The sequence below is a fragment of the Clavibacter sepedonicus genome (assembly GCF_000069225.1).
Taxonomy (GTDB): domain Bacteria; phylum Actinomycetota; class Actinomycetes; order Actinomycetales; family Microbacteriaceae; genus Clavibacter; species Clavibacter sepedonicus.
The window spans coordinates 3,187,277-3,207,990 of the sequence record NC_010407.1 but is presented as its reverse complement, the minus strand read 5'-3'; the positions used below and the strand labels follow the sequence as shown (position 1 = coordinate 3,207,990).

The window sequence follows — 20,714 nt, the reverse complement described above, 5'->3', positions numbered from 1 at the left end:
GGGTCCGCGTGCTGCGGGCCGGCCGACCGGCTCAGTGGCCGGAGTGCTCGCCCTGGATGCCGTCGAGGTCGATGGAGCTGTGCTGGCCGTGCGGCACGGCGAACTCGCCGGCGCGCGTGAGCGAGAGTGCGGGGGTCACGAGGCCGGCGACGACGAAGGCGCCGACGAGCACGCCCGCGAGGTAGCGGCCGCCCGTGCGCTCGGGATCCGCCTCGGCGGTGGCGGTGGAGGGCGTGCCGGCGGCGGAGGCCGGCAGCGCGGCGGAGACGGGTGCGGCGGGTGCGGCGGGGGACGGGAGCGGCGCGCCGGATCCGACGAGCGCGGCGTCGGCCGGGAACGTGGCCTCGACGGCCGTGCACACGGCCAGGGCCTCGGACTCGGCATGCGAGCGGAGGTGGCGGCCGACGACCGCGGCGACCACGAGGTCGAGCAGGGTCGCGGCGAGCATGGGGATCACGGGCAGGTCGCTGGTGATGCCGGGGGCGGACATGACGACCGCGGCCGTCACGAGGAGGGCCCAGCCGGCGACCGGGACGAGAGCGCCGAGGGCGGCCCAGCCGGGGACCGGCAGGCGGTCGGAGCGGAGGGCCGCGACGGCCCACGCGCCCTCGGCGAGGCCGATGAGGAGGAGTGCCACCATGGCCGCGGGCGGGGATCCCGCGCCGACGGCCAGGTGGATGAGCGCGGCGCCCAGGGCGGCGAGGGCCAGCCAGTGGCGGATGAGCAGTGACACGTGCTGGTCCCTTCGTCGTCCCGGGCGCCGCGGGTGGTGCGGTGCTGCGTGCTGTCGTGCGGGTGGTGCTGTCGTGCGGTGATGCGTGACGCGCCCGGTGCAGCGGCGCGGCGGTGGCGCTGCCTAAGCGGCGCGGGCGGCGCGGTTGCGGACGCCCTTCTCGGCGCCGAGGCCCACGATCAGCAGCACGACGGCGCTGCCGAGGTGCAGGAAGTGGTCCGCGGTGTTGAGCGCGAGGATGTTGAAGTCAGTGTTCACGAGGAAGAAGCCGACGATGCCGAGCGCGAGGTACGCGAATCCGATGGTGGAGTTCACGGCCTTGGCCGACGCGACGCTGGAGAGGCCGCCGATGAGGAGGGCCGCGCCGATGAGCAGGTGGGCCACGTTGTGGAACGGGTTCACCATGAAGATCCCGAGCAGCAGGCCGCCGTCGGAGGAGAAGAAGCCCCCGCTCTGCGGCGGGAACAGGAAGCCGAGAAGGCCGACGAGGACGTACACGGCGCCGAATGCGGTGCCGAGCAGGCGGTTCGGGGATGAGCTCATGATGGTGCCTCCACTGGTAGGGAAGAGCCGGGGCGTTCCCAGGCTCCTTACATTCGTACCGCCTAAGCGACCGGTTTGGTGCGCAGGCGCTACTGGATCAGGACCCGTTTGCCAGGTGCTCGCGGAGGAACGCCTCCGTACGGCGGTAGGCGAGGGCCGCGGCGTCGGGATCCATGCGGTCGCGGAGGCTCGCGTTGGGGAACACGGGGGTCGTGCCGGGGTAGGTGTGCGAGGTGATGGGCGTGCCGTGCTCGCGGAGCCGGCCGATGAACGCCTCGGGTCGCTGGTCGTCGATCCAGTCGTCGTGCTCGGCGAGGTGGAGGAGGACCGCGCACGGGATGACGCCGTGCTCCTGGGGGCCGAGGCTCGCGCAGTAGGCGACCACGGCGTCGGCGCCGCCGTCCTGCGCCTCAAGGAGCGCGAGCCAGCCGCCGGGCGCGAAGCCGACGAGGCCGACGCGCCGGGATCCTCGGGCGCGCGCCGAGTCGATGCCGTCGCGGATCGTGCCGAGCGCGAACCCCACGTCGAGCTGGGCGGCCAGCCCCTCGGCGAGCGCGTCGTCGAGGGTGGCGCGGCCGTCGTAGAGGTCGGGGACGAGCACGTGGAAGCCCGCGCGGGCGAGGGCGAGCGCGTACTGGTCGAGCCAGGGGAGGCGGCCGTGGTCGTCGTGGACGAGCACGACCACGGGGCTGCCGGGGTCGCCGAACTCGAGGGTGACGCCGGGATGCGGCAGGTCGACGATCTCGGGCATGGGGAGAACCTACAGTCGGCCCCTCCGACGCCGCGCCGTGGAGGAGGATCGTCGCATGGGATACCGCAACCGGCTCGCTGCCGCCACGACCGCCATCGTCATCGCCGCCGCGCTCGCCGGCTGCTCCACCCCGCCGCGCACGCCCGACGCCGACGCCAGCCCGAGCGCCGACGCGGCCGCCCCCTCCGAGACGGAGTCGCAGGGCTGGAACCGCGCCGACCTCTCCTTCGCCGAGGAGATGGGCGACCACGCCGCCGGATCCGTCGAGCTCGCCGTCGCCGCGCTCCAGGTGCGCGACCTGCCGCCGGGCGCCGGGGAGCTGGCCGCGCAGATCCGCGACGAGCAGGGCCCGCAGTCCCGGACGCTCGCGGAGCTCGCCGAGGAGTGGTCGGGCGAGGAGGGCGGATCCGGCGCGAACGGCACCGAGGACCGCGACGAGGCGGGCGGGGTGTCGGCCAGCAGCGGATCCGAGGACGGCAGCGCCGGCGGCACGACCGACGGTGCCGCGTCCGAGGCCGACATCGAGGCGATGAGCGACACGGCGTTCGACTCCGAGCTGCAGGTGCTCAGGGCGTCGAGCGGCACGGACGCGGGCCGGCTGTTCCTCCAGGGCATGATCGCCCGGCACCAGGCCGCGATCGAGCTGGCCCACGGGGAGTCGCAGCTCGGCACCTCGACCGAGGCGCTCGAGCTGGCGGGTGCCATGGCGGCGTCCCAGGGCGAGCAGCTCACGAAGATGCGCGCGCTGCTCGCGTCGTACGGGGGCTGATCCCCGGCGCACTCCACGACCGAGGGCCCGGCGCGGAACGCGTCGGGCCCTCGGTCGTGCGGCGAGCGTCGTGCGGCGAGCGTCGTGCGGCGCGGGTCGTGCCGCGGGTCAGGCGGCCGGGCGGAGGAACGCGGCGGCTGCGGCGGCGAGGTGCCCCGGGTCGTCGGCGCCGCACAGCTCGCGAGCCGAGTGCATCGAGAGCAGGGGGATCCCCACGTCGACCGTGCGGATCCCGAGCCGCGTCGCGGTGATCGGGCCGATGGTCGAGCCGCACGGCACCGCGTTGCTGGAGACGAACTCCTGGAACGGGACGCCCGCGCGCTCGCAGGCCAGGGCCCACTCGCGCGCGCCGACGCCGTCGGTCGCGTAGCGCTGGTTCGCGTTGATCTTCAGCAGCGGGCCCCCGTTCGGCACCGGCCGGTTCGCCGGGTCGTGGCGGTCCGGGTAGTTGGGGTGCACGGCGTGGCCGGCGTCGGCGGAGAGGCACCAGGAGAAGGCGAACGCGCGGCGACGCTCCTCGGACGAGGCGCCGAGGCCGGCGGAGATGCGCCCGAGCACGTCCTCGAGGACGGGGCCGGCGGCGCCCGACGGGGTAGCGGATCCGACTTCCTCGTGGTCGAAGGCGGCGAGCACCGCGACGGGCGCGTCCGGGTCGTCGTCGGCGGTGCCGGCGAGCTCGAGCAGGGCGGCGAGGCCCGCGTGGACGGAGCTGAGGTTGTCCATCCGGCCGGCGGCGAAGAGCTCGCCCGCGAGGCCGAGGGATCCGGGCGCCTGGGTGTCGGCGACGCCCACGTCATAGCCGAGCACGTCGTCCGCCGCCACTCCGGCGAGGCCGGCCAGGTGGCCGAGCACGTCGGCGTCGGCGGGGGAGCCCGTGCCCAGGATCGGGCTCGTGTGGCGCTGCGGATCCAGCCGGAGCCCGTCGGTGTTGACGCCGCGGTCGAGGTGGACGGCGAGCTGCGGGAAGCGCAGGAGCGGGCCGGTGCGGACGAGGTGGCGGCGGCCGTCGCGCGTGACGAGGCGGCCGGCGAGCTCGAGGTCGCGGTCGAGCCAGGAGTTGAGGAGCGGGCCGCCGTAGACCTCGACGCCGGCCTGGAGCCAGCCGTCGGATCCGATGGTGGGCTTCGGCTTCAGCTTGAAGCCGGGGGAGTCGGTGTGGGCGCCGAGCACGCGGAAGGGCGTGGTGGCGTGCGCGCCGGCGGGCTGGATCCAGGCGAGGAGCGCGCCGTCGCGGACGATGAACCGCTTCCCCGAGCCGGTCGGCCACGCGTCGCGCTCGTCGAGGCGCGTGAAGCCCGCGGTCTCGAGCCGGCGCGCACCCTCCTCGGCCGCGTGGAACGAGGAGGGCGAGGCCTGGATGAAGCGGCCGATGTCCGCGAGGTGCGCGCGGCGGTCTGTCGGCATCAGTAGCCGCTCGATCCGAGCGCGCCGTTCTCGGGCGTCTGCACGGGGCCCGCGAGCACGACCGCGCTGCCCGAGACGCCGAGGCGCGTGGCCCCCGCCTCGATCATCTGCACGGCGGTCTCGTAGGTGCGGATCCCGCCGGACGCCTTGACGCCGGCCTTGCCGTCGACCGTGCGGCTCATCAGCTCGACCGCGTGCACGGTCGCGCCGCCGGTGGGGTGGAAGCCCGTGGAGGTCTTGACGAAGTCGGCGCCGGCGGCGACGGCCGCGGTGCAGACGGCCACGATCTGGTCGTCGTCGAGCGCGGCCGACTCGATGATGACCTTGAGCACGGCGGGCGTGGGCACGGCCTCGCGGACCGCGCGGATGTCGGCCTCGACGTCGGCGAAGCGGCCTTCGCGGGCGGCGCCCACGTCGATCACCATGTCGATCTCGTCGGCGCCCTGGCGGATTGAGAGCGCGGCCTCGGCGGCCTTGACCTCGCTGTGGTGCTTGCCGCTCGGGAAGCCGCAGACGACCGCGACCTTCAGGTCGGATCCCGCCGGCAGCTCGAGCGGCAGCATCGACGGCGAGACGCACACGGAGTAGGTGCCGAGCTCGACGGCCTCGGCGACGAGCGCGGCGACCTCGTCGCGCGTGGCCTCGGGCTTCAGGAGCGTGTGGTCGATGATGCGGGCGATCGCGGCGGTGTCGGTCGCGGGCGTGGACGGGCTGGTGCTCATGGGATTCCTCACGTCGTGCGGGACCTCGATCCTACGGCGGGGGCAGACGGGGCAACTCGGCCGGCCGCCGTCGCCGCGCCCCGCCGATAGCCTCTCGACCGTGGACATGGATCCGACGCTCGCCCTGCTGCTCGTGGCGCTCGCCGCCATCCTGACCAGCGGGGTGCTGCTGTGCGTCGGCGGGCTGCTCAGCGCACGCGAGCGCGGCATGGGCCGCGCGCAGCTGTTCGCGCGGCCGGCCCTGCCGTGGACCCTGGCGGCGATCGGTGCCGGTGCCGTCAGCGTGCTCTGCTGCCTGCCGATCCTGCTGCCGTAGGACCGCTGCCGCCCCCGCCGATCAGGAGTAGTCGGCTCCCGGGATGCCCGCGGGACGATAGACGTACCCGTCGGCGTCGGGGTCGAGCTCCCACACCTGCTCCTCCTCGCTGAGCGAGGTGGCGCGGACGAAGCTCTTCACGGGCTCCCCGTTGATGAGCTCGACCTCGGTCTCCTCGGTCCCCTCGGGGCCGACGAGCTGGGCGGTGTACGTGGAATCGGTCATGGTCCGACCCTACGACCGTCGGCCCGCGACGACCGGGCCGGGCCGGGATCCCCAGCCGATGCCCGAGCGTGGGGCGCTGGGGAGGGAGCGGATCACGCCTGCAGCTCCACGAGCACGCGTGGCAGCTCCACGAGCAGCTCGCCTGCGAGGTAGCCGAGCGGACCCACCTGCACCGCGAGCCGATCCCCGGCCGCGGCGTGCGCGTGCGTCGCCCAGACGGCCGCCTGCGCCGGATCCGCGCCGCGCGCGCAGAGGCCGGCCACCGCGCCGCCGAGCACGTCGCCGGATCCGGACGTGCCGAGCCCGCTTCCGCCCGCGCCGATCGTCCACGCGCGCCCGTCGGGGGCGGCCACCACACCGCCCATCGTCACGACCGCCCGGTACTCCCGGGCGATCTCACGCGCGTCGGCCACGGCGTCGTCGCCCGCCTCGCGGCCGAGCAGCCGCTCCGCCTCCGAGGAGTTCGGGGTGAGCACCAGCCGCCCGGCGAAGTGGGCGGCCGACTCCCGGCATGCGGGCAGCACGCCCAGGGCGAAGGCGTCGAGCACCACGACCGCGTCATCGGGGACGAGGGTCGCGAGCAGGCGCACCATCCGCTCGGCCCCGTCCGCGTCGTCGAGGCCCGGGCCGAGGAGCACGGCGTCGGCGGAGGCGATGTCATCCTCGGCCGCGCGGATCCCCGCGCCGCGCACGTGGCCGTCGGCCGTCTCCTCGAGCGGGACGACGCCGCTCTCGGGCACCGCCACCGCGACCTCCGTGGCCACCGACGCGCCCACCGCGAGCGTGAGCCGGCCGGCGCCGACGCGCAGGGCGGCGAGGCCCGCGATCATGGCCGCACCGGGGGAGCGGAGGGCCCCGCCGACGACCACGACCTGGCCGCGGCCGTACTTGGATCCGGTCGCCGCGGGCAGCGCCCAGTCGCGCAGCGCCGCCGGGGTCACCACCTGGGCGGACCCGTCGGGCCGTGCGTCATCGCCGTCGGTCATCGGGTTCTCCTCCGTGCTCGGTGACGGGGGCGCCCTGCCCGTCGAGGTGCTCCGTGGCCGAGAAGACCCGGAGGGTCCACGGGCCGCGCGGGGCGGACCGCTCGAGGATCGTGACGGACGCGTTCGCCACGGTGTGCTGCGCCTGGAAGGCGAGCAGCTCGGCCTCGGTGAGCCCCAGGCCGACGTAGAGGAAGAGCATGACCACGGCGTCGTGCGTGGTGATGAGGGCGCGGCCGTCGGCGGATGCGACCTCCGGGTCCTGCAGGAACGAGCGGATGCGCAACGCCACGTCGGCCCACGACTCCCCGCCCGGCGGCCGGTAGGAGAGCTTCCCCAGCCAGCGCCTGCGGTCGTCCTCGTCGGGGTGGCGCGCAGCGACGCCGCGGGCGGTGAGCAGGTCGAGGATCCCGAGCTCCCGGTCGCGCAGCCGCTCGTCCGGCCGCGCCTCGGCGTCGATGCGCGCCTCCCCCAGCGCGACCGCCACCGTGCTGCGCGCGCGGAGGTAGGGCGAGGTCCACACGGTCGTGGGCGCGTCCGACCGTGTTGCGAGCCAGCGGCCGAGGGCGCGGGCCTGCGCCTTCCCGACGTCGGAGAGCGGCACGTCCGGATCGCGGTGGTCGACCCGGATCACCTCGTCGCCGTCGCGGTCCGCCCGGCTCGCCGCCACGTTCGCGGTGCTCTCGCCGTGGCGCACGAGCCACAGCTCGGTGAGGGCGGTCACGACGGGCCCACGGCGCGGGCGGCGGCGACGGCGGCGCGGATCCCGTTGGTCCAGGGCGCGCCGTGGCCGGGGAGCACGATGCGCGCGTCGGTCTCCTCGAGCGCGAGGAGGGAGCGGAGCGCCCGGCCGCTGTCCGCGGTGGCGGCGCCCGCGACGATGCGGCAGCCGGTGCGGCCCGTGTACGGGTCCAGGGTCACGAGCGCGTCCCCGGTGATGAGCGCGTCGCGGTCGGGCAGGTGGAGCGCGACGTGGCCGTCCGTGTGGCCGGGGGTCGGGATGGCGACGGGACGGCCGGGCACGTCGAGGGGGCCGGCGGCGACGTCGGCCACGGCGTCCACGCCCTCCACGCGCAGGGCGCCGGCCGCGGCCATGGCGGCGACCACCGGGATCGCGCGCCCGTGGCGGAGCGGGTACGCGAAGGGCGTGCGCTCACGGCGGTAGGAGTAGGGGTGGCGGGCGATCCGCGCGTCGTCCGGGTGCACGTGCACGGGCACGCCGAGCTCGCGGGCGGCGCGGGCGGCGGATCCGACGTGGTCGAAGTGGCCGTGCGTCAGCACGATGGCGCGCACGTCGTCGGGCGTGCGGCCGATCGCGTGGAGCGCGCGCAGCAGGTGCGGCCAGGTGTCGGGGAACGCGGTGTCGACGACCGTGATCCCGTCGTCGCCCTCGATCAGGTACAGGTTCACGTACGCGTGGGCGAGCAGGTGCACGCCCGGGGCCACGTCGCGCGTGAGCACGGGGCACGAGGGCCGGGGCGGGGTGCCGGTGCGGATCATGCGTTCCTCTTCGTCGGGGGAGTGCGGGCGGCCGGACCGGGTGCGGCCGGACCGCGGCGGGCGGCCGACCCGTGCTGGGTCGGCCGCCCGGTCGTGCACCGCGGGTCACTCGGGGGTGACGGCGTCCTTCACGGCCGAGGCCGCCTTCTTCAGCAGGCCCGGGTCCTTGGCCGGGATGGTGCCGTGCAGGAGCGGGTTGCCGATCGGCGGGGCGGGCATCGGCACCGAGGTGGTCGGGCCGTCGTGGTACGTGAACGTGCCCTTGCCGTCGGGCGTCGGGCCGGACGCCCACGTGCCCTCGGATGCGGCGGGGCCGTCGGAGAAGTTGAGGTACTGGTACGAGACCTCCTGCTCTTCGAGCGCGACCGGGAAGTCGCCGGGCACGGGCAGGGTCTCGGTGCCCTCGGCCTGCAGCTCGGCGATCGCGGCGAGCCACTGGTTCTGGTGCATGGTGTCGCGCGCGAGGAGGAAGGAGAGGAGGTCCTTCACGCCCTTGTCGTCGGTCATGTGGTAGAGCCGGGCGACCTGGATCCGCCCCTGCATCTCGGCGTTGGCGTTGGCGTGGAAGTCGGCGAGGAGGTTGCCGCTCGCGGTCACGAAGGCACCCGACCACGGGTTGCCGTTCGCGTCGACCGGGCGGGCGCCCGCGCCGGCGACGATGGCGTGCTGGATGTCGCCGCCGCCGATGACCGCGGCGAGGGTCGGGTCCTTCATCGCGTCCTCGGTCGCCTCGACGGGCGCCGTCTCGAGCAGCTTGGCGATCATGATGGCGAGCATCTCGACGTGGCCGAACTCCTCCGCGCCGATGCCGTAGAGCATGTCGCGGTACTTGCCCGGGAGCTTCGAGTTCCAGGACTGGAAGCCGTACTGCATGGCTACGGAGATCTCGCCGTACTGTCCGCCGAGCACCTCCTGGAGGTGGCGCGCGTAGATGGGGTCGGGCTTGTCGGGGGTGGCCTCGTGCTGCAGGGCCTGCTTGTGGAAGAACATGGAGGGGTCTCTCCTCGTCGTCGGCGCCGCGGTCGGGAGCGACCGCGGATCTCCATAGACCGTCCGCCGGTGGGGTCCAGAGCGCCTACCCCCTTGACACGCGCCGGGCACGTCGTGCCGGGCGCGTCGGCCGGCGGGATCCGATCCCCGCGACGACCCCTCGCGGGGTGCTTCCCACTACCACATGCCCACGGGTCTCCCGCACGAGCCGGAAATCGCCGACAACGCTGGCATAGTGGGTGGGCACGGCCGAAGCTCAGCGCCGCTCTCTGGCCCCCTCTCCGTCGGCGCGGGGCCCGAGAGCTCATGAGGGGAACACGGGATCGATCATGGGGACGTTCAAATACGACTCGACGCTGACGGCGGAGTTCGACGACCGCCTGCTCGCTCATCTGCAGCTCGTCATCGGCGCGAAGCTGCGACGCGGGGAGAACTTCTACTTCTCCTGGCGCGACGACGTCGAGGTGGGCGACGGGCGCACGACCATCTGGATGCACAACTCGCTGCCGCTGGTGTTCAAGTACCACGGCAGCCGCGTGCCGCCCATCAACCGCAAGTGGGTCGACGCGCTCATGACCACGGCGAACAGCCCCGGCGGCCTGCTCATCATGCGGGAGCCCCCCGAGGACGAGCCGCGCGACGACGCGCGCTGACCTCGAGCGGAGCCCCCTCCGCTCTTACGCGCCGACGGGCGCCCATGTCAACCCCCTCCGTCCCATTGGGGTCGTGCGCGCGCGGCTGACATCCTGGAGACCGATGTCGCGCGCGCGCGTGACCTCGGAGGGGACGCCATGCACGACACCGGCACCGACGACATGGGCGACCTGGTCCAGTCGTCCGAGAGCGAGGCCCTCCCCGACCGGCGCGAGGGTCCCGACCGCAGCCCGACCGAGCAGGCCCGCTTCGTCGCCGGCTACTTCGGCTGGTCCATCACGGGCGACGCCATCCGCGGCGCGGACGAGGCTGTCGCCCTCTACATCGAGGACCTCGCGGCCGCCCTCACCGAGCTCGGCTGGATCTCCACGGCCGGCATCCACTGGGATCGTGTCCCCTACGGCGAGCACGACGCCGCCGAGGCGCTCCGCGCGGTGCAGCGCGCGCACGGCTGGGACATCTGAGCCGGCCGTTCCCGCATGTCCGCCGGGAGTCATGACGGGGGACTGGGCATTTCCCCGCGTGGGGAGCACACTGACCGCACGAGGCCGCAGCGGGCTCGGGCGCTTGAGGATTGTCGAGAGTCCTCCTATGCAGTCCGGACCGCATCACCGGCCCTCCAGATCCGCCCCGGATCGGTCGTGTCGTGGACGACCGACTCACCGGGGCGGATCGTCTGAGCGGCGTGCGCCGCCTCTCCCGTCGCGCCGCGGGCACCGCACGCCCGTCGCCGCGCCCGGATGTCGCCGCTGACTGGACGCGGCCTGACCTTCGCTTGGCGGACAGCCCCGCAGGGCGTTGTCTGGATGAGCGCGTGTCCCACGAGGATCCGCGCCCGAGAGCAGAAGGAGCACCATGAAGGCACTCACCTGGCAGGGCATCCACGACGTCGAGGTCAAGGACGTCGCCGACCCCGTGATCGAGCAGGACACCGACGCCGTCATCCGCATCACGTCGACGGCGATCTGCGGATCCGACCTCCACCTCTACGAGGTCTTCGGGCCGTTCCTCGACAAGGACGACGTGCTCGGCCACGAGAACATGGGCGTCGTCGAGCAGGTCGGCAGCGCCGTCACGAAGCTCAAGGTCGGCGACCGCGTGGTCGTCCCCTTCGTCATCGCGTGCCACGACTGCTTCATGTGCGACCGCGGCCTCTTCACGCAGTGCGAGACCACGCAGGTCAAGGCCCAGGGCAGCGGTGCCGCGCTGTACGGCTTCAGCGAGATGTACGGATCCATCCCCGGCGGCCAGGCCGAGCGCCTCCGCATGCCGCTCGCCGACGCCAACGCGATCGTCGTGAACGGCGAGCTGCCGGACGAGCGCTACCTCTTCCTCAGCGACATCCTCCCCACGGCCTGGCAGGGCGTGCAGTACGCGAACGTGCCCGAGGGCGGCACGCTCGGCGTCATGGGCCTCGGCCCCGTCGGCCAGTTCGCGGCCCGCATCGGGAAGCACCTGGGCTACCGCGTCATCGCGGTGGATCCCGTCCCCGAGCGCCGCGCCATGGCCGAGCGCCACGGCGTCGAGACCCTCGACCTCACCGACGACGTGCCCGACAAGCTGCGCGAGATGGTCGACGGCCGCGGGCCCGACGCCATGGTCGAGGCGGTCGGCATGGAGGCGCACGGCAGCCCCGCCGCGTCCTTCGCCCAGAAGGCCGCGGGCCTCCTGCCCGACGGCATCGCGAAGAAGGTCATGGACACAGCGAGCGTCGACCGCCTCGCGGCCCTGCACACGGCATTCGACGCGGTCCGCCGCGGCGGCACCGTCTCCATCTCGGGCGTCTACGGCGGCGAGGCTGACCCGCTGCCCATGAAGTCGCTCTTCGACAAGCAGATCGCGATCCGCATGGGCCAGTGCAACGTCCAGTAATGGATCGAGGACCTGCTGCCCCTCGTCGAGGACCCGGCCGACCCGCTCGGCGTCATGGACCTCGTCACGCACTCCGTGCCGCTCAGCGAGGCCGCGCACATGTACGAGATCTTCCAGAAGAAGGAGGACGGCTGCATCAAGGTGGTGCTGAAGCCGTAGCCTCCCGGGCTGGCACGACGACGGCCGCGTCCCCTCGGGGGCGCGGCCGTCGTGGTGCTCGGGGTGCGATGCCCCCGTCGAGGGTGGTCTCAGGCTGCGGTCGCCGAGGATCTCACGGCGTCGAGCACCTCGCGGAGCTGCGCCACGACCTCGGCGTCGTCCGCCGGGTGGCGCTCGGCGAAGCGGACGACCGACTCCGGGATGGCCATCTTGACGTCCTCGAGCACGTGCGCGCCGGCGATGCCGAGGGCCTTGCGAGCCTCGTCCTGCGCCCAGACGCCGCCGTACTGGCCGAAGGCGCTGCCGATCACCGCGGTCGGCTTCCCGGCCAGGGCCGACGCGCCGAACGGGCGCGAGGCCCAGTCGATCGCGTTCTTCAGCACGGCGGGCATCGTGCCGTTGTACTCGGGCGTGATGACGAGGAGCGCGTCGGCCGCGGCGATGGCGTCGCGGAAGGCCACGGCGTCGGCGGGCACGGATCCCTCGACGTCGACGTCCTCGTTGTAGAAGGGGAGCCGGTCGAGGCCGGCGTGGATGTCGAGGGTCACCCCGGCGGGGGCGTGGCGCACCGCCGCCTCGGCGATCTGCTGGTTGGTGGAGCCTGAGCGCAGGCTGCCGACGAGCACGAGGACGTGCGTCATGGTGTTCTCCTTCGGGGTCGTTCCGGTCGGATCGTCTCCGTCGACGTGCCGCAGGGCGGAGGCGCGTGCCTCCTCTCCGACCCTAACGAGCGCCCTCTGACGTCTTCCCGGACGTGCGCCTCCCGGCCGGCGTCGGTCAGCGCGCGCCGATGTCCGCGAGGATCCCGTCCATCAGCTCGGCGAGGGCGACGGACTCCGCGTGCGGCATCTCCGCGCACTCGACGGCGCCCGCGCGGATCGCGTCGCGCGCCGCCCGGAACATGGGCACGTAGCCGCGGCCCTCGATCTCGTGCTCCTGCCGTTCCGGATCCCCGTCGGCGGGCACGACCGTGAGTGCGCGGGAGGCGAGGAAGAGCGGATCCACCTCGATGCGGCCGGCCGTGCCGCTGACGGTCGCGCCCGTGGGGAGCGCGGCGACGAGGGAGCAGGCGAGCGTCGCGTGCCGCCCGTCGGGCCAGCCGAGCAGGATCGCGACCTCGGTGTCGACGCCGCCGTCGATCACGGTGCCGACCGCCGCGACCGACGACGGCGTGCCGAACAGGCCGTGCGCGAAGGCGAGCGGGTACACGCCCATGTCGAGCAGCGTGCCGCCGCCGACCTCCGGGTCCCAGAGGCGGCCCTTCCCGGGCTCGGTGACGAAGCCGAAGGCCACGGAGATCGCGCGCGGATCCCCGATGCGGCCGTCCGCGATGGCGTGGCGCACAGCGAGGTAGCCGGGGGAGAACGCCATCCAGAGCGCCTCGAGGAACAGCAGGCCCTCGGCGCGGGCGAGGTCGACGAGGGCGCGGGTGTCGGCGGCCGTGGTGGTGGCGGGCTTCTCGCAGACGACGTGCTTGCCGGCGCGGAGGGCGGCCTCCGCCTGCGCGCGGTGGAGCGTGTGCGGGGTGGCGACGTAGACGGCGTCCACCTCGGGGTCGGCGAGGAGCGCGTCGAGGGTGTCGTGGATCCGCGCAATGCCGTGCGTCGCGGCCAGATCCTCGGCGCTCGCGCGGGTGCGGGAGTGCACGGCGACGACCTCGATGCCGGGCACGAGCAGCATGTCGGGGACGACCGAGGTCGCGATGCCGGCGGCCCCGATCACGTCGAACCGGACGGGGCCGGCGTCGTCCCCGTCGGGCGGGCGGGCGGGGGCGGGCGGCATCGTCGTCGACATGTATCGAGCCTAGGCGGTGCCCGGTTGCCGTGAGAGCGCTTCCACGGAAGCGCGCGCGGCCCTTGACAGGGCCGAGGAGGGCTGCATATGGTCTGCCGAACGGCGTGAGAGCGCGCTTACAGCGAGAGCACCGACGTCCGACAGGCACAAGGGAGTGACCTTTGACGAACACAGCACGAACGCGCGCGGCCGCCGGCATCGCCGGCGCCGCGGTCATCGCCCTCCTCGCGACCGGATGCAGCTCCGGCGGCGCGGGAGGATCCGACGGCGGGGACATCACGCTCACCGTCACGACGTTCAACAAGATGGGCTTCGACGAGCTCTACGCCCAGTACGAGGCGTCGCACCCGGGCGTCACCATCAAGGCGACCAACATCGACACGGGCGGCAACGCGCTCATCGACTGGCAGACCAAGCAGGCGTCCGGGGCGGGGCTCCCCGACGTGCAGGCCGTCGAGGAGGGGGGGCTCAGCAAGGTGATGCAGGTCTCCGACTCGTTCACCGACCTCCGCGACCACGGCATCGAGGACGTCAAGGACCGCTGGGTCCCGTGGAAGTACGACCAGGCCACGGATCCCGAGGGCCGTGTCATCGGATACGGCACCGACATCGGGCCCGAGGGCCTCTGCTACAACTCGAAGCTCTTCGCCGAGGCGGGCCTGCCCACCGACCGCGCCGAGGTGGCGACGCTCTTCGGCGGCGAGGACGCCACCTGGGACCGCTACTTCGAGGTCGGCAAGCAGTACAAGGCGGCCACGGGCAAGTCCTGGTACGACCAGTCCGGCTTCATCTGGAACGCCATGGTCAACCAGCAGGCCGAGGGCTACTACACGAAGGACGGCGAGCTCAACGTCGAGGGCAACGCCGACCTCGAGGCGCTCTGGCAGAAGGTCGCCGACGGCGCGGGCGCCGGCCTCTCCGACGCGCAGACCGCATGGGACTGGGGCGGCGGCAAGGCGTTCACCGACGGGTCCTTCGCGACCTTCGTCTGCCCGGGATGGATGCTCGGCACGCTGAAGGGCAACGCCGAGTCCGCGGGCGGCGACGCCACGACCGGCTGGGACTTCGCGGACGTGTTCCCCGGTGGATCCGCCAACTGGGGCGGCTCGTTCCTGACCGTGCCGACCAGCTCGAAGCACCCGGCCGAGGCCGCGGAGCTCGCCGCGTGGCTCACCGAGCCGGAGCAGCAGTCGGCTGCCTTCCAGTCCGCGGGCACGTTCCCCAGCGCCGTCGAGGCGCAGTCCTCGGAGGGCGTGACCGGGCCGAGCGAGCTCACGACGTTCTTCAACGAGGCACCCGTGGGCACGATCCTCGCTGCGCGTGCCGAGGGCGTGAAGGCGCAGTACAAGGGGCCGGACGACTCGGTCATCCAGGAGCAGGTCTTCGGCCCCTCCATCCAGGCGCTCGACGCCGGCAAGTCCGACGGCAAGAAGTCGTGGGCCGACGCGATCACCCTGCTCGGGCAGCTGGTCGAGCAGTAGGAGCCGGGCGGTCGGGGGACCGCCCACCCGAGGGGTGCGGGCGCCACAGCGCCCGCACCCCGTCCCTGACGCTCGAGAGAAGGACCGATGACGACCACCCTGCGCCCACCGGCGCCGCCCCGACCCCGCGCGCTGCCGCCGCGGGAGCCCGCACCGCCGACGTGGCGCCAGAGGCTCGCCACGTGGGACTTCCGCTACTCGCCGTACCTCTACGTGGCGCCGTTCTTCGTGCTCTTCGGGTTGGTCGGCCTGTTCCCGCTCGCCTACACGTTCGTCGTGTCGCTCAACGACTGGAACCTGCTGACGGGGGCGGGCGACTGGATCGGGTTCGAGAACTACGCGGTCGAGCTCGCGGATCCGCTGTTCTGGAACTCCGTCTACAACACGTTCAGCATCTTCCTGCTGTCGACGGTGCCGCAGCTGGCCGTCGCGGCGGCCATCGCGGCGATCCTCGACCAGAACCTGCGGGCGAAGACGTTCTGGCGCATGAGCGTGATCCTCCCGTACATCGTCACGCCGGTCGCGGTCGCGATCATCTTCAGCAGCATGTTCGGCGAGAGGTACGGGCTCGTGAACAACCTGCTCACCGAGATCGGGCTCGACCCGGTCATGTGGAAGACGGAGACGCTGCCGTCGCACCTCGCCATCGCGACGATGGTGAACTGGCGCTGGACCGGGTACAACGCGCTCATCCTCCTCGCGGCCATGCAGGCCGTGCCGCGCGACGTGCACGAGTCTGCCGCGCTCGACGGCGCAGGATCCGTGCGGCGGTTCTTCTCCATCACCGTGCCGAGCATCCGTCCGACGCTCGTCTTCGTGATCATCACGGCCACCATCGGCGGCCTGCAGATATTCACGGAGCCCAAGCTGTTCAACGCCGCGAGCTCCACGCCGGGCGGGCCGCAGCGGCAGTACCAGACGACCGTGCTCTACCTCTGGGACCTCGCGTTCAACCGGCAGGACTTCGGCAAGGCGAGCGCGGTGGCGTGGATCCTGTTCCTCCTCATCGTGCTCATCGGGCTGCTCAACTTCTGGCTGTCGCGGCGCATCGCGGGGGTGGAGGCGCGGGGATCCGCCCGCCGCACCCGCCGGGCCATCACCCGGTTCCGCGCCCAGCCCGCGGCCCCCGCGCCCGGCGCGACCAGCGTGCCGCAGGCGCCCGACACCGTCCTTCCCGAGGAGCGCGAATCATGACCGCCACCGTCACCCGTCCCGCCGCGTCAGCCGGCACCGCCTCCGGGCGCCCGCCCGCCGGCCGCGACCGCGCGCCCCGGCGCCGACCGAGCGGCGGCACCGGCATCGACCGCCGTCCCGGATTCCTCGCCTACGGCCTGATCCTCGCGGTCTTCATCGGCGGCGCGTATCCGCTGTGGTGGTCCGTCGTCATGGGATCCAGCGACAAGTCGGCGCTCACCGACACCTGGCCGTCGCTGCTGCCGGGCGGTCGGTTCTGGATCAACGTGTCCGAGGTCGTGGGCACCGTGCCGTTCTGGCTCGCGCTGATGAACAGCGTGATCGTGTCGACCGTGATCAGCGTCTCGGTCATCACCTTCTCGACCCTGGCCGGATACGCCTTCGCCAAGCTCCGGTTCCGCGGCCGCGAGGGGCTCATGGTCTTCGTGATCGCGACGCTCGCCGTGCCCACGCAGCTCGGCATCATCCCGCTGTTCATGATGATGAAGCAGCTCGGCTGGACCGGCACGCTCGGCGCCGTCGTGGTGCCGACCCTGGTGACGGCGTTCGGCGTCTTCTTCATGCGGCAGTACCTGGTGGACGTGATCCCGACCGAGCTCATCGAGGCGGCGCGGATGGACGGCGCGTCGATGATCAGCACCTTCTGGCACGTGGGGGTGCCCGCGGCCCGGCCGGCCATGGCGATCCTCGGCCTGTTCACCTTCATGACGGCCTGGACCGACTACCTGTGGCCGCTGCTCGTCGTGCCGCAGAACCCGACGCTGCAGGTGGCGCTCAGCCAGCTGCAGTCGGCCAGGTACGTCGACTACTCGATCGTGCTCGCGGGCGCGGTGCTCGCGACGCTGCCGCTGCTGGTCCTGTTCGTGGTGGCCGGACGGCAGCTGATATCCGGGATCATGGCGGGCGCGGTGAAGGGGTAGGGGCCGCCCGTACACTCGTCCTGATCCACGCCGCGCCTGATCCGACGAGCACCGACATGAGGGGGACCGTGGCCGCCGACGCCGAGCAGCACCCGCCCACCCTCGAGATGGTCGGCGCGCTCGCCGGGGTCAGCCGGGCCACGGTCTCGCGGGTGGTGAACGGATCCGACCGGGTCGCACCCGACGTCGTCGCCGCCGTCAACGCGGCCATCGCCACGCTCAACTACGTGCCCAACCGCGCGGCACGCTCGCTCGCCGGGCGCCGCACGAACGCGCTGGCGCTCGTGATGCCGGAGCAGACGGCCAGGGTGTTCGCGGATCCGTTCTTCTCGGCGCTGATCCAGGGCGCGATGGCGCACCTGGCCGCCACCGAGTACACGCTCACGCTCCTCATCTCCTCGCCCGCGCAGGCCGAGAAGACCCGGCGGTTCCTGCTCGGGGGGAACGTCGACGGCGTCCTCGTGGTGTCGCACCACTCGGGCGACGCCACCTTCAGCGGCATGCGCGACCGGCTGCCCGTCGTGTTCGCCGGTCGGCCGCTGCGACAGGACGACCGCGAGGCGCCCACCGTCGACGTCGACAACGTCGGCGCCGCGAAGGCCGCGACCGAGCACCTGATCTCGCGCGGTCGGACGCGCATCGCGTCGGTGGCCGGCCGCCAGGACATGCCGGCGGGGATCGACCGGCTGCGCGGGTTCCGGGAGGCGATGACCGGGGCGGGGCTGGATCCGACGCTCGTCGCGTACGGCGACTTCTCGCCGGCGTCGGGCGCCGACGCGATGCGCACGCTCCTCGCGCGCGGCGAGCCCATCGACGGCGTCTTCGCGGCGAGCGACCAGATGGCCGCGGGCGTCTACGCGGAGCTGCGCGAGCACGGGCTGCGCGTGCCCGACGACGTGGCGGTGGTGGGCTTCGACGACGACTACTTCGCGAAGTCCGCCGTGCCGCCGCTCACCACCGTGCGCCAGCCCAACCAGGAGTTCGGCCGGAAGATGGCCGAGGTGCTGGTGCGGCTGGTGGCGGGGGAGACAGTGGAGCCGCTGACGCTCATGCCGACCACCCTGGTGGTGCGGCAGAGCAGCTGAGGCGCGGCGGGCTGCGGTCGCCGGTGCTGCTAGCTGTACTGGGTCATGACGTTGGTGACACTCGGGCCGCGGGCGTGAGCCCGTGGCTCGAGTGGATCCGTTCAGTGTTGTAGTGCTCGATGAAGGGGTCAAGCGCGTCGGCGCGGTGTTGGTTGCTGGTGAAGGGTTGCCGGTAGGCCCACTCGGTCGCGAGGGTCCGGTTGAAGCGCTCGACCTTGCCGTTCTGCCAGGGGCAGTGCGGGCGGATGAACTTCTGCCGCGCGCCCAGGTCCTGGACGGCGTTCTTGAACGCGGTCGAGTGCCGGTAGGCGAACGCGTTGTCCGTGATGACCCGCTCGATCCGGGTGATCCCATGCCCGGCGAAGTACGCCGCTGCGCGGGTCAGGAACCCGGCCGCGGTCGCGCCTTTCTCATCGGGATGGATCTCCGCGTAGGCGAGACGGGTGTGGTCATCGACCGCGGCATGGACGTAATCGAACCCGATCCCGCGGCCGCGGACCTGCTCGCTGCGCCCGTGGACCCGCCAGCCGCCTCCGTCCGGGATCCTCCCGAGCTTCTTCACGTCCACGTGGATCAGATCACCCGGATGCTCGTGCTCATACCGGTGCGCCGTTGACCGGGATGCCCGGATCACGGCCCCGGTGACGGGGTCCAACCATGCCAACGGCGGCGCCCCGTGCCGGCGCAGGATCCGGGAGATCGTACGGGATGGAACACCTGTCACCGGCGCCAGCCGCGCAGGACCCGCCCGCAACTGGGCCCGCGCTTCCAGCACGGCCCGTTCCCGCTCCGGGCTCGTTCGCCTCGGTACTGACCGGGGCCGCGATGACCGATCCGTCAGCCCTCGCAGCCCCTCGGCACGGAACCGGTTCACCCATCGATGCGCGCACTGCCGCGACACCCCCAGCTCCCGCGCGACGTGCGCGACCGGCCGACGATCCTCCACCACCCGCCGCACGAGGAGAACCCTCCCGTGAACCGTCAGACGAGCATTACCGTGGGACATCGAGGCCTCCTGGCGATGGTTGAACTGAACAGCTCCATCAAGCCAGGAGGCCTCTTCACACGCCCCGAAGTGTCACCAACGTCACGGCCGAGTACAGCTAGACGACCGACGCCACCCCGAACACCGCCGCCGCGATCCCGAAGCCCATCACGCCGATGGTGGTCTCCATCACGGTCCAGGTCTTGAGGGTCGTCTTCACGTCCATCTCGAAGAAGCGGCCGACGAGCCAGAAGCCGGAGTCGTTCACGTGGCTCGCGACCACGGATCCGCCGGCCACCGCCACGACGAGCGCCGCGACCTGGAACGCGTTGTAGTCGCCCGCGAGGATCGCGGGGGAGATGAGGCCCGCGGCCGTGGTGAGCGCGACCGTCGCCGACCCCTGCGCGATGCGGAGGATCGCCGCGATGAGGAAGCCGGCCAGGATGATCGGGATGCCAAGGTCGCCCAGCACGTCGGCGAGGGCGTCGCCGATGCCGCTGGTGCGGAGGACGCCGCCGAACATGCCGCCCGCGCCCGTGATGAGGATCACCGAGCAGACCGGGCCCAGCGCCGACTCGAGGGTCTTCTCGAGGGCGGTCTTGTCGATCCCGCGGCGCCGGCCGAGGACGAAGGCGGCGAACAGCAGGGCGATGAGCAGCGCGACGGGCGTCTCGCCGATGGTGCGGAGGATCTGGAACCACGCCTGGTCGCTCGTGCCCTCGGGGAGGATCCCGCCGGTCGACGCGGCGTTGAGGCCGGTGTTCATGAAGATGAGGAGGAGCGGGAGCAGCAGCACGGCGACGACGGTGCCGAACTTGGGCGGGTTCGATTCGGCGTGCGCGTCGGCCTCGCCGAGGAGCGACGGCACCGGCAGCACGAACTTCTTGCCCGCCCACAGCCCGTACAGGTACGAGGTGACGAACCAGGTGGGGATCGCGGCGACGAGGCCGACGATGATGACGAAGCCGACGTTCGCGCCGAAGAACTCGGATGCCGCGACGGGCCCAGGGTGCGGCGGCACGAAGATGTGCATCACCGAGAAGGCGCCGGCCGCGGGGAGGCCGTAGCGGAGCACGCCGCCGCCGAGGCGACGGGCGACCGAGAAGACGATGGGCAGCATGACGACGAGGCCGGCGTCGAAGAAGATCGGGAAGCCGAAGATGAGCGACGCGACGCCGAGCGCGAACGGGGCGCGCTTTTCGCCGAAGATCCGGATCAGCGTGTCGGCCAGTGTCTTCGCGCCGCCGCTGGTCTCCACCAGTCGGCCGAGCATCGCGCCGAGCCCCACGAGCAGCGCGACCGTGCCGAGCGTGGATCCGAAGCTGCCGACGAGCACGGTCACGATCTGCGAGGTCGGGATCCCGGTGGCGAACGCGGTCGCGAGGCTCACGAGGATCAGCGCGACGAACGCGTGGATGCGCAGCGTGATGATCAGGATCAGCAGCACGGCGATGGCGCCGGCCGCGATGAGGAGGAGCGGACCCGCGGTGAGGGTCTGCGTCCAGTCTTCGATGGTCATGTTCTCTCCGTTCGGCTGGGCGGATCCGTGGATCGCGTCGCGTGCGGCGACGCCCAGCCGTGGAGGTGGGCGCCGTCGCCTGCGTGGGGAGCGGCGGCGAGGCCGTCCGCGGTAC

At 72.8% G+C, this 20,714-nt stretch carries 22 protein-coding genes and 1 pseudogene; 9 read left to right on the top strand and 14 right to left on the bottom strand.

Translation table 11 applies throughout. The annotated features are described in order from the left end of the window. Positions 1-31 precede the first annotated feature (31 nt). The 3 genes from CMS_RS15055 to CMS_RS15045 all read right to left on the bottom strand — a co-directional run bounded on the left by CMS_RS15055 (position 32) and on the right by CMS_RS15045 (position 2,027). The gene (locus CMS_RS15055) at positions 32-733 is read right to left on the bottom strand and encodes a hypothetical protein (RefSeq protein ID WP_012300269.1); all 702 of its coding nucleotides are present in this window, start codon (positions 731-733) and stop codon (positions 32-34) included. 123 nt (positions 734-856) lie between these two features. Next, positions 857-1,276, bottom strand: coding sequence for a DUF4383 domain-containing protein (locus CMS_RS15050; protein ID WP_012300268.1), 420 nt, complete (start codon positions 1,274-1,276; stop codon positions 857-859). A gap of 97 nt (positions 1,277-1,373) precedes the next feature. Continuing rightward, on the bottom strand, positions 1,374-2,027 hold the full coding sequence (locus CMS_RS15045) for a dienelactone hydrolase family protein (RefSeq protein WP_012300267.1): 654 nt from the start codon (positions 2,025-2,027) through the stop codon (positions 1,374-1,376). Between the two features lie 55 nt (positions 2,028-2,082). On the opposite strand from CMS_RS15045, the gene CMS_RS15040 reads away from it, so the two are divergent. Then, positions 2,083-2,796: a DUF305 domain-containing protein gene (locus tag CMS_RS15040; RefSeq protein ID WP_012300266.1), complete on the top strand. Its 714-nt coding sequence runs from the start codon at positions 2,083-2,085 to the stop codon at positions 2,794-2,796. A gap of 108 nt (positions 2,797-2,904) precedes the next feature. Here the strand turns inward: CMS_RS15040 and CMS_RS15035 are convergent, their stop codons facing one another. Beyond that, entirely contained in the window at positions 2,905-4,200 is a 1,296-nt protein-coding gene (locus tag CMS_RS15035; protein WP_012300265.1) for a M18 family aminopeptidase, read from the bottom strand. Beyond that, complete coding sequence (gene deoC, locus CMS_RS15030; RefSeq protein WP_012300264.1) at positions 4,200-4,922, bottom strand: deoxyribose-phosphate aldolase; 723 nt, start codon at positions 4,920-4,922, stop codon at positions 4,200-4,202. The genes CMS_RS15035 and deoC overlap by 1 nt, the downstream gene beginning before the upstream one ends. A gap of 106 nt (positions 4,923-5,028) precedes the next feature. Between deoC and CMS_RS15025 the strand changes: the two genes are divergently transcribed. After that, positions 5,029-5,238 (top strand): hypothetical protein, encoded by a 210-nt coding sequence (locus tag CMS_RS15025; protein ID WP_106408698.1) that lies wholly within the window; start codon positions 5,029-5,031, stop codon positions 5,236-5,238. A 21-nt stretch (positions 5,239-5,259) separates the two neighbouring features. Here CMS_RS15025 and CMS_RS15020 read toward each other — a convergent pair whose 3' ends face one another. From CMS_RS15020 to CMS_RS15000, 5 genes are all read right to left on the bottom strand, one after another. Further along, the gene (locus CMS_RS15020) at positions 5,260-5,463 is read right to left on the bottom strand and encodes a hypothetical protein (RefSeq protein ID WP_012300262.1); all 204 of its coding nucleotides are present in this window, start codon (positions 5,461-5,463) and stop codon (positions 5,260-5,262) included. A gap of 92 nt (positions 5,464-5,555) precedes the next feature. Beyond that, on the bottom strand, positions 5,556-6,449 hold the full coding sequence (locus CMS_RS15015; protein ID WP_012300261.1) for an NAD(P)H-hydrate dehydratase: 894 nt from the start codon (positions 6,447-6,449) through the stop codon (positions 5,556-5,558). After that, positions 6,433-7,170 (bottom strand): histidine phosphatase family protein, encoded by a 738-nt coding sequence (locus CMS_RS15010; protein ID WP_012300260.1) that lies wholly within the window; start codon positions 7,168-7,170, stop codon positions 6,433-6,435. The genes CMS_RS15015 and CMS_RS15010 overlap by 17 nt, the downstream gene beginning before the upstream one ends. Next, entirely contained in the window at positions 7,167-7,946 is a 780-nt protein-coding gene (locus CMS_RS15005) for an MBL fold metallo-hydrolase (RefSeq protein WP_012300259.1), read from the bottom strand. The genes CMS_RS15010 and CMS_RS15005 overlap by 4 nt, the downstream gene beginning before the upstream one ends. Before the next feature lie 105 nt (positions 7,947-8,051). Then, complete coding sequence (locus tag CMS_RS15000) at positions 8,052-8,936, bottom strand: manganese catalase family protein (protein ID WP_012300258.1); 885 nt, start codon at positions 8,934-8,936, stop codon at positions 8,052-8,054. A gap of 329 nt (positions 8,937-9,265) precedes the next feature. On the opposite strand from CMS_RS15000, the gene CMS_RS14995 reads away from it, so the two are divergent. The 3 genes and pseudogenes from CMS_RS14995 (at position 9,266) to CMS_RS14985 (ending at position 11,621) form a co-directional block, all read left to right on the top strand. Continuing rightward, positions 9,266-9,589, top strand: coding sequence for a DUF7882 family protein (locus CMS_RS14995; RefSeq protein WP_012039605.1), 324 nt, complete (start codon positions 9,266-9,268; stop codon positions 9,587-9,589). Between the two features lie 138 nt (positions 9,590-9,727). After that, positions 9,728-10,054 carry a hypothetical protein gene (locus tag CMS_RS14990; RefSeq protein WP_012300257.1) on the top strand — a complete coding sequence of 109 codons (327 nt, stop codon included), beginning with the start codon at positions 9,728-9,730 and terminating at the stop codon, positions 10,052-10,054. A gap of 391 nt (positions 10,055-10,445) precedes the next feature. Continuing rightward, a pseudogene (locus CMS_RS14985) lies at positions 10,446-11,621 on the top strand (zinc-dependent alcohol dehydrogenase). A gap of 89 nt (positions 11,622-11,710) precedes the next feature. Here CMS_RS14985 and CMS_RS14980 read toward each other — a convergent pair. After that, the gene (locus CMS_RS14980; RefSeq protein ID WP_012300256.1) at positions 11,711-12,262 is read right to left on the bottom strand and encodes an NAD(P)H-dependent oxidoreductase; all 552 of its coding nucleotides are present in this window, start codon (positions 12,260-12,262) and stop codon (positions 11,711-11,713) included. Between the two features lie 136 nt (positions 12,263-12,398). After that, positions 12,399-13,415 carry a Gfo/Idh/MocA family protein gene (locus CMS_RS14975; protein WP_012300255.1) on the bottom strand — a complete coding sequence of 339 codons (1,017 nt, stop codon included), beginning with the start codon at positions 13,413-13,415 and terminating at the stop codon, positions 12,399-12,401. A gap of 161 nt (positions 13,416-13,576) precedes the next feature. Between CMS_RS14975 and CMS_RS14970 the strand changes: the two genes are divergently transcribed. The 4 genes from CMS_RS14970 (at position 13,577) to CMS_RS14955 (ending at position 18,095) form a co-directional block, all read left to right on the top strand. Then, positions 13,577-14,896: an ABC transporter substrate-binding protein gene (locus CMS_RS14970; RefSeq protein WP_012300254.1), complete on the top strand. Its 1,320-nt coding sequence runs from the start codon at positions 13,577-13,579 to the stop codon at positions 14,894-14,896. 87 nt (positions 14,897-14,983) lie between these two features. Beyond that, positions 14,984-16,090: a carbohydrate ABC transporter permease gene (locus tag CMS_RS14965; RefSeq protein WP_012300253.1), complete on the top strand. Its 1,107-nt coding sequence runs from the start codon at positions 14,984-14,986 to the stop codon at positions 16,088-16,090. Further along, positions 16,087-17,010, top strand: a complete 924-nt coding sequence (locus tag CMS_RS14960) for a carbohydrate ABC transporter permease (RefSeq protein ID WP_012300252.1) — start codon at positions 16,087-16,089, stop codon at positions 17,008-17,010. The genes CMS_RS14965 and CMS_RS14960 overlap by 4 nt, the downstream gene beginning before the upstream one ends. Positions 17,011-17,066: 56 nt before the next feature. Beyond that, positions 17,067-18,095, top strand: a complete 1,029-nt coding sequence (locus tag CMS_RS14955) for a LacI family DNA-binding transcriptional regulator (protein WP_012300251.1) — start codon at positions 17,067-17,069, stop codon at positions 18,093-18,095. Positions 18,096-18,138: 43 nt separating this feature from the next. Here CMS_RS14955 and CMS_RS16850 read toward each other — a convergent pair whose 3' ends face one another. Beyond that, positions 18,139-19,101, bottom strand: a complete 963-nt coding sequence (locus CMS_RS16850) for an IS481-like element IS1121 family transposase (protein WP_012296860.1) — start codon at positions 19,099-19,101, stop codon at positions 18,139-18,141. Between the two features lie 97 nt (positions 19,102-19,198). Then, positions 19,199-20,599 carry a GntP family permease gene (locus CMS_RS14945; protein WP_012300250.1) on the bottom strand — a complete coding sequence of 467 codons (1,401 nt, stop codon included), beginning with the start codon at positions 20,597-20,599 and terminating at the stop codon, positions 19,199-19,201. Positions 20,600-20,714 lie beyond the last annotated feature (115 nt).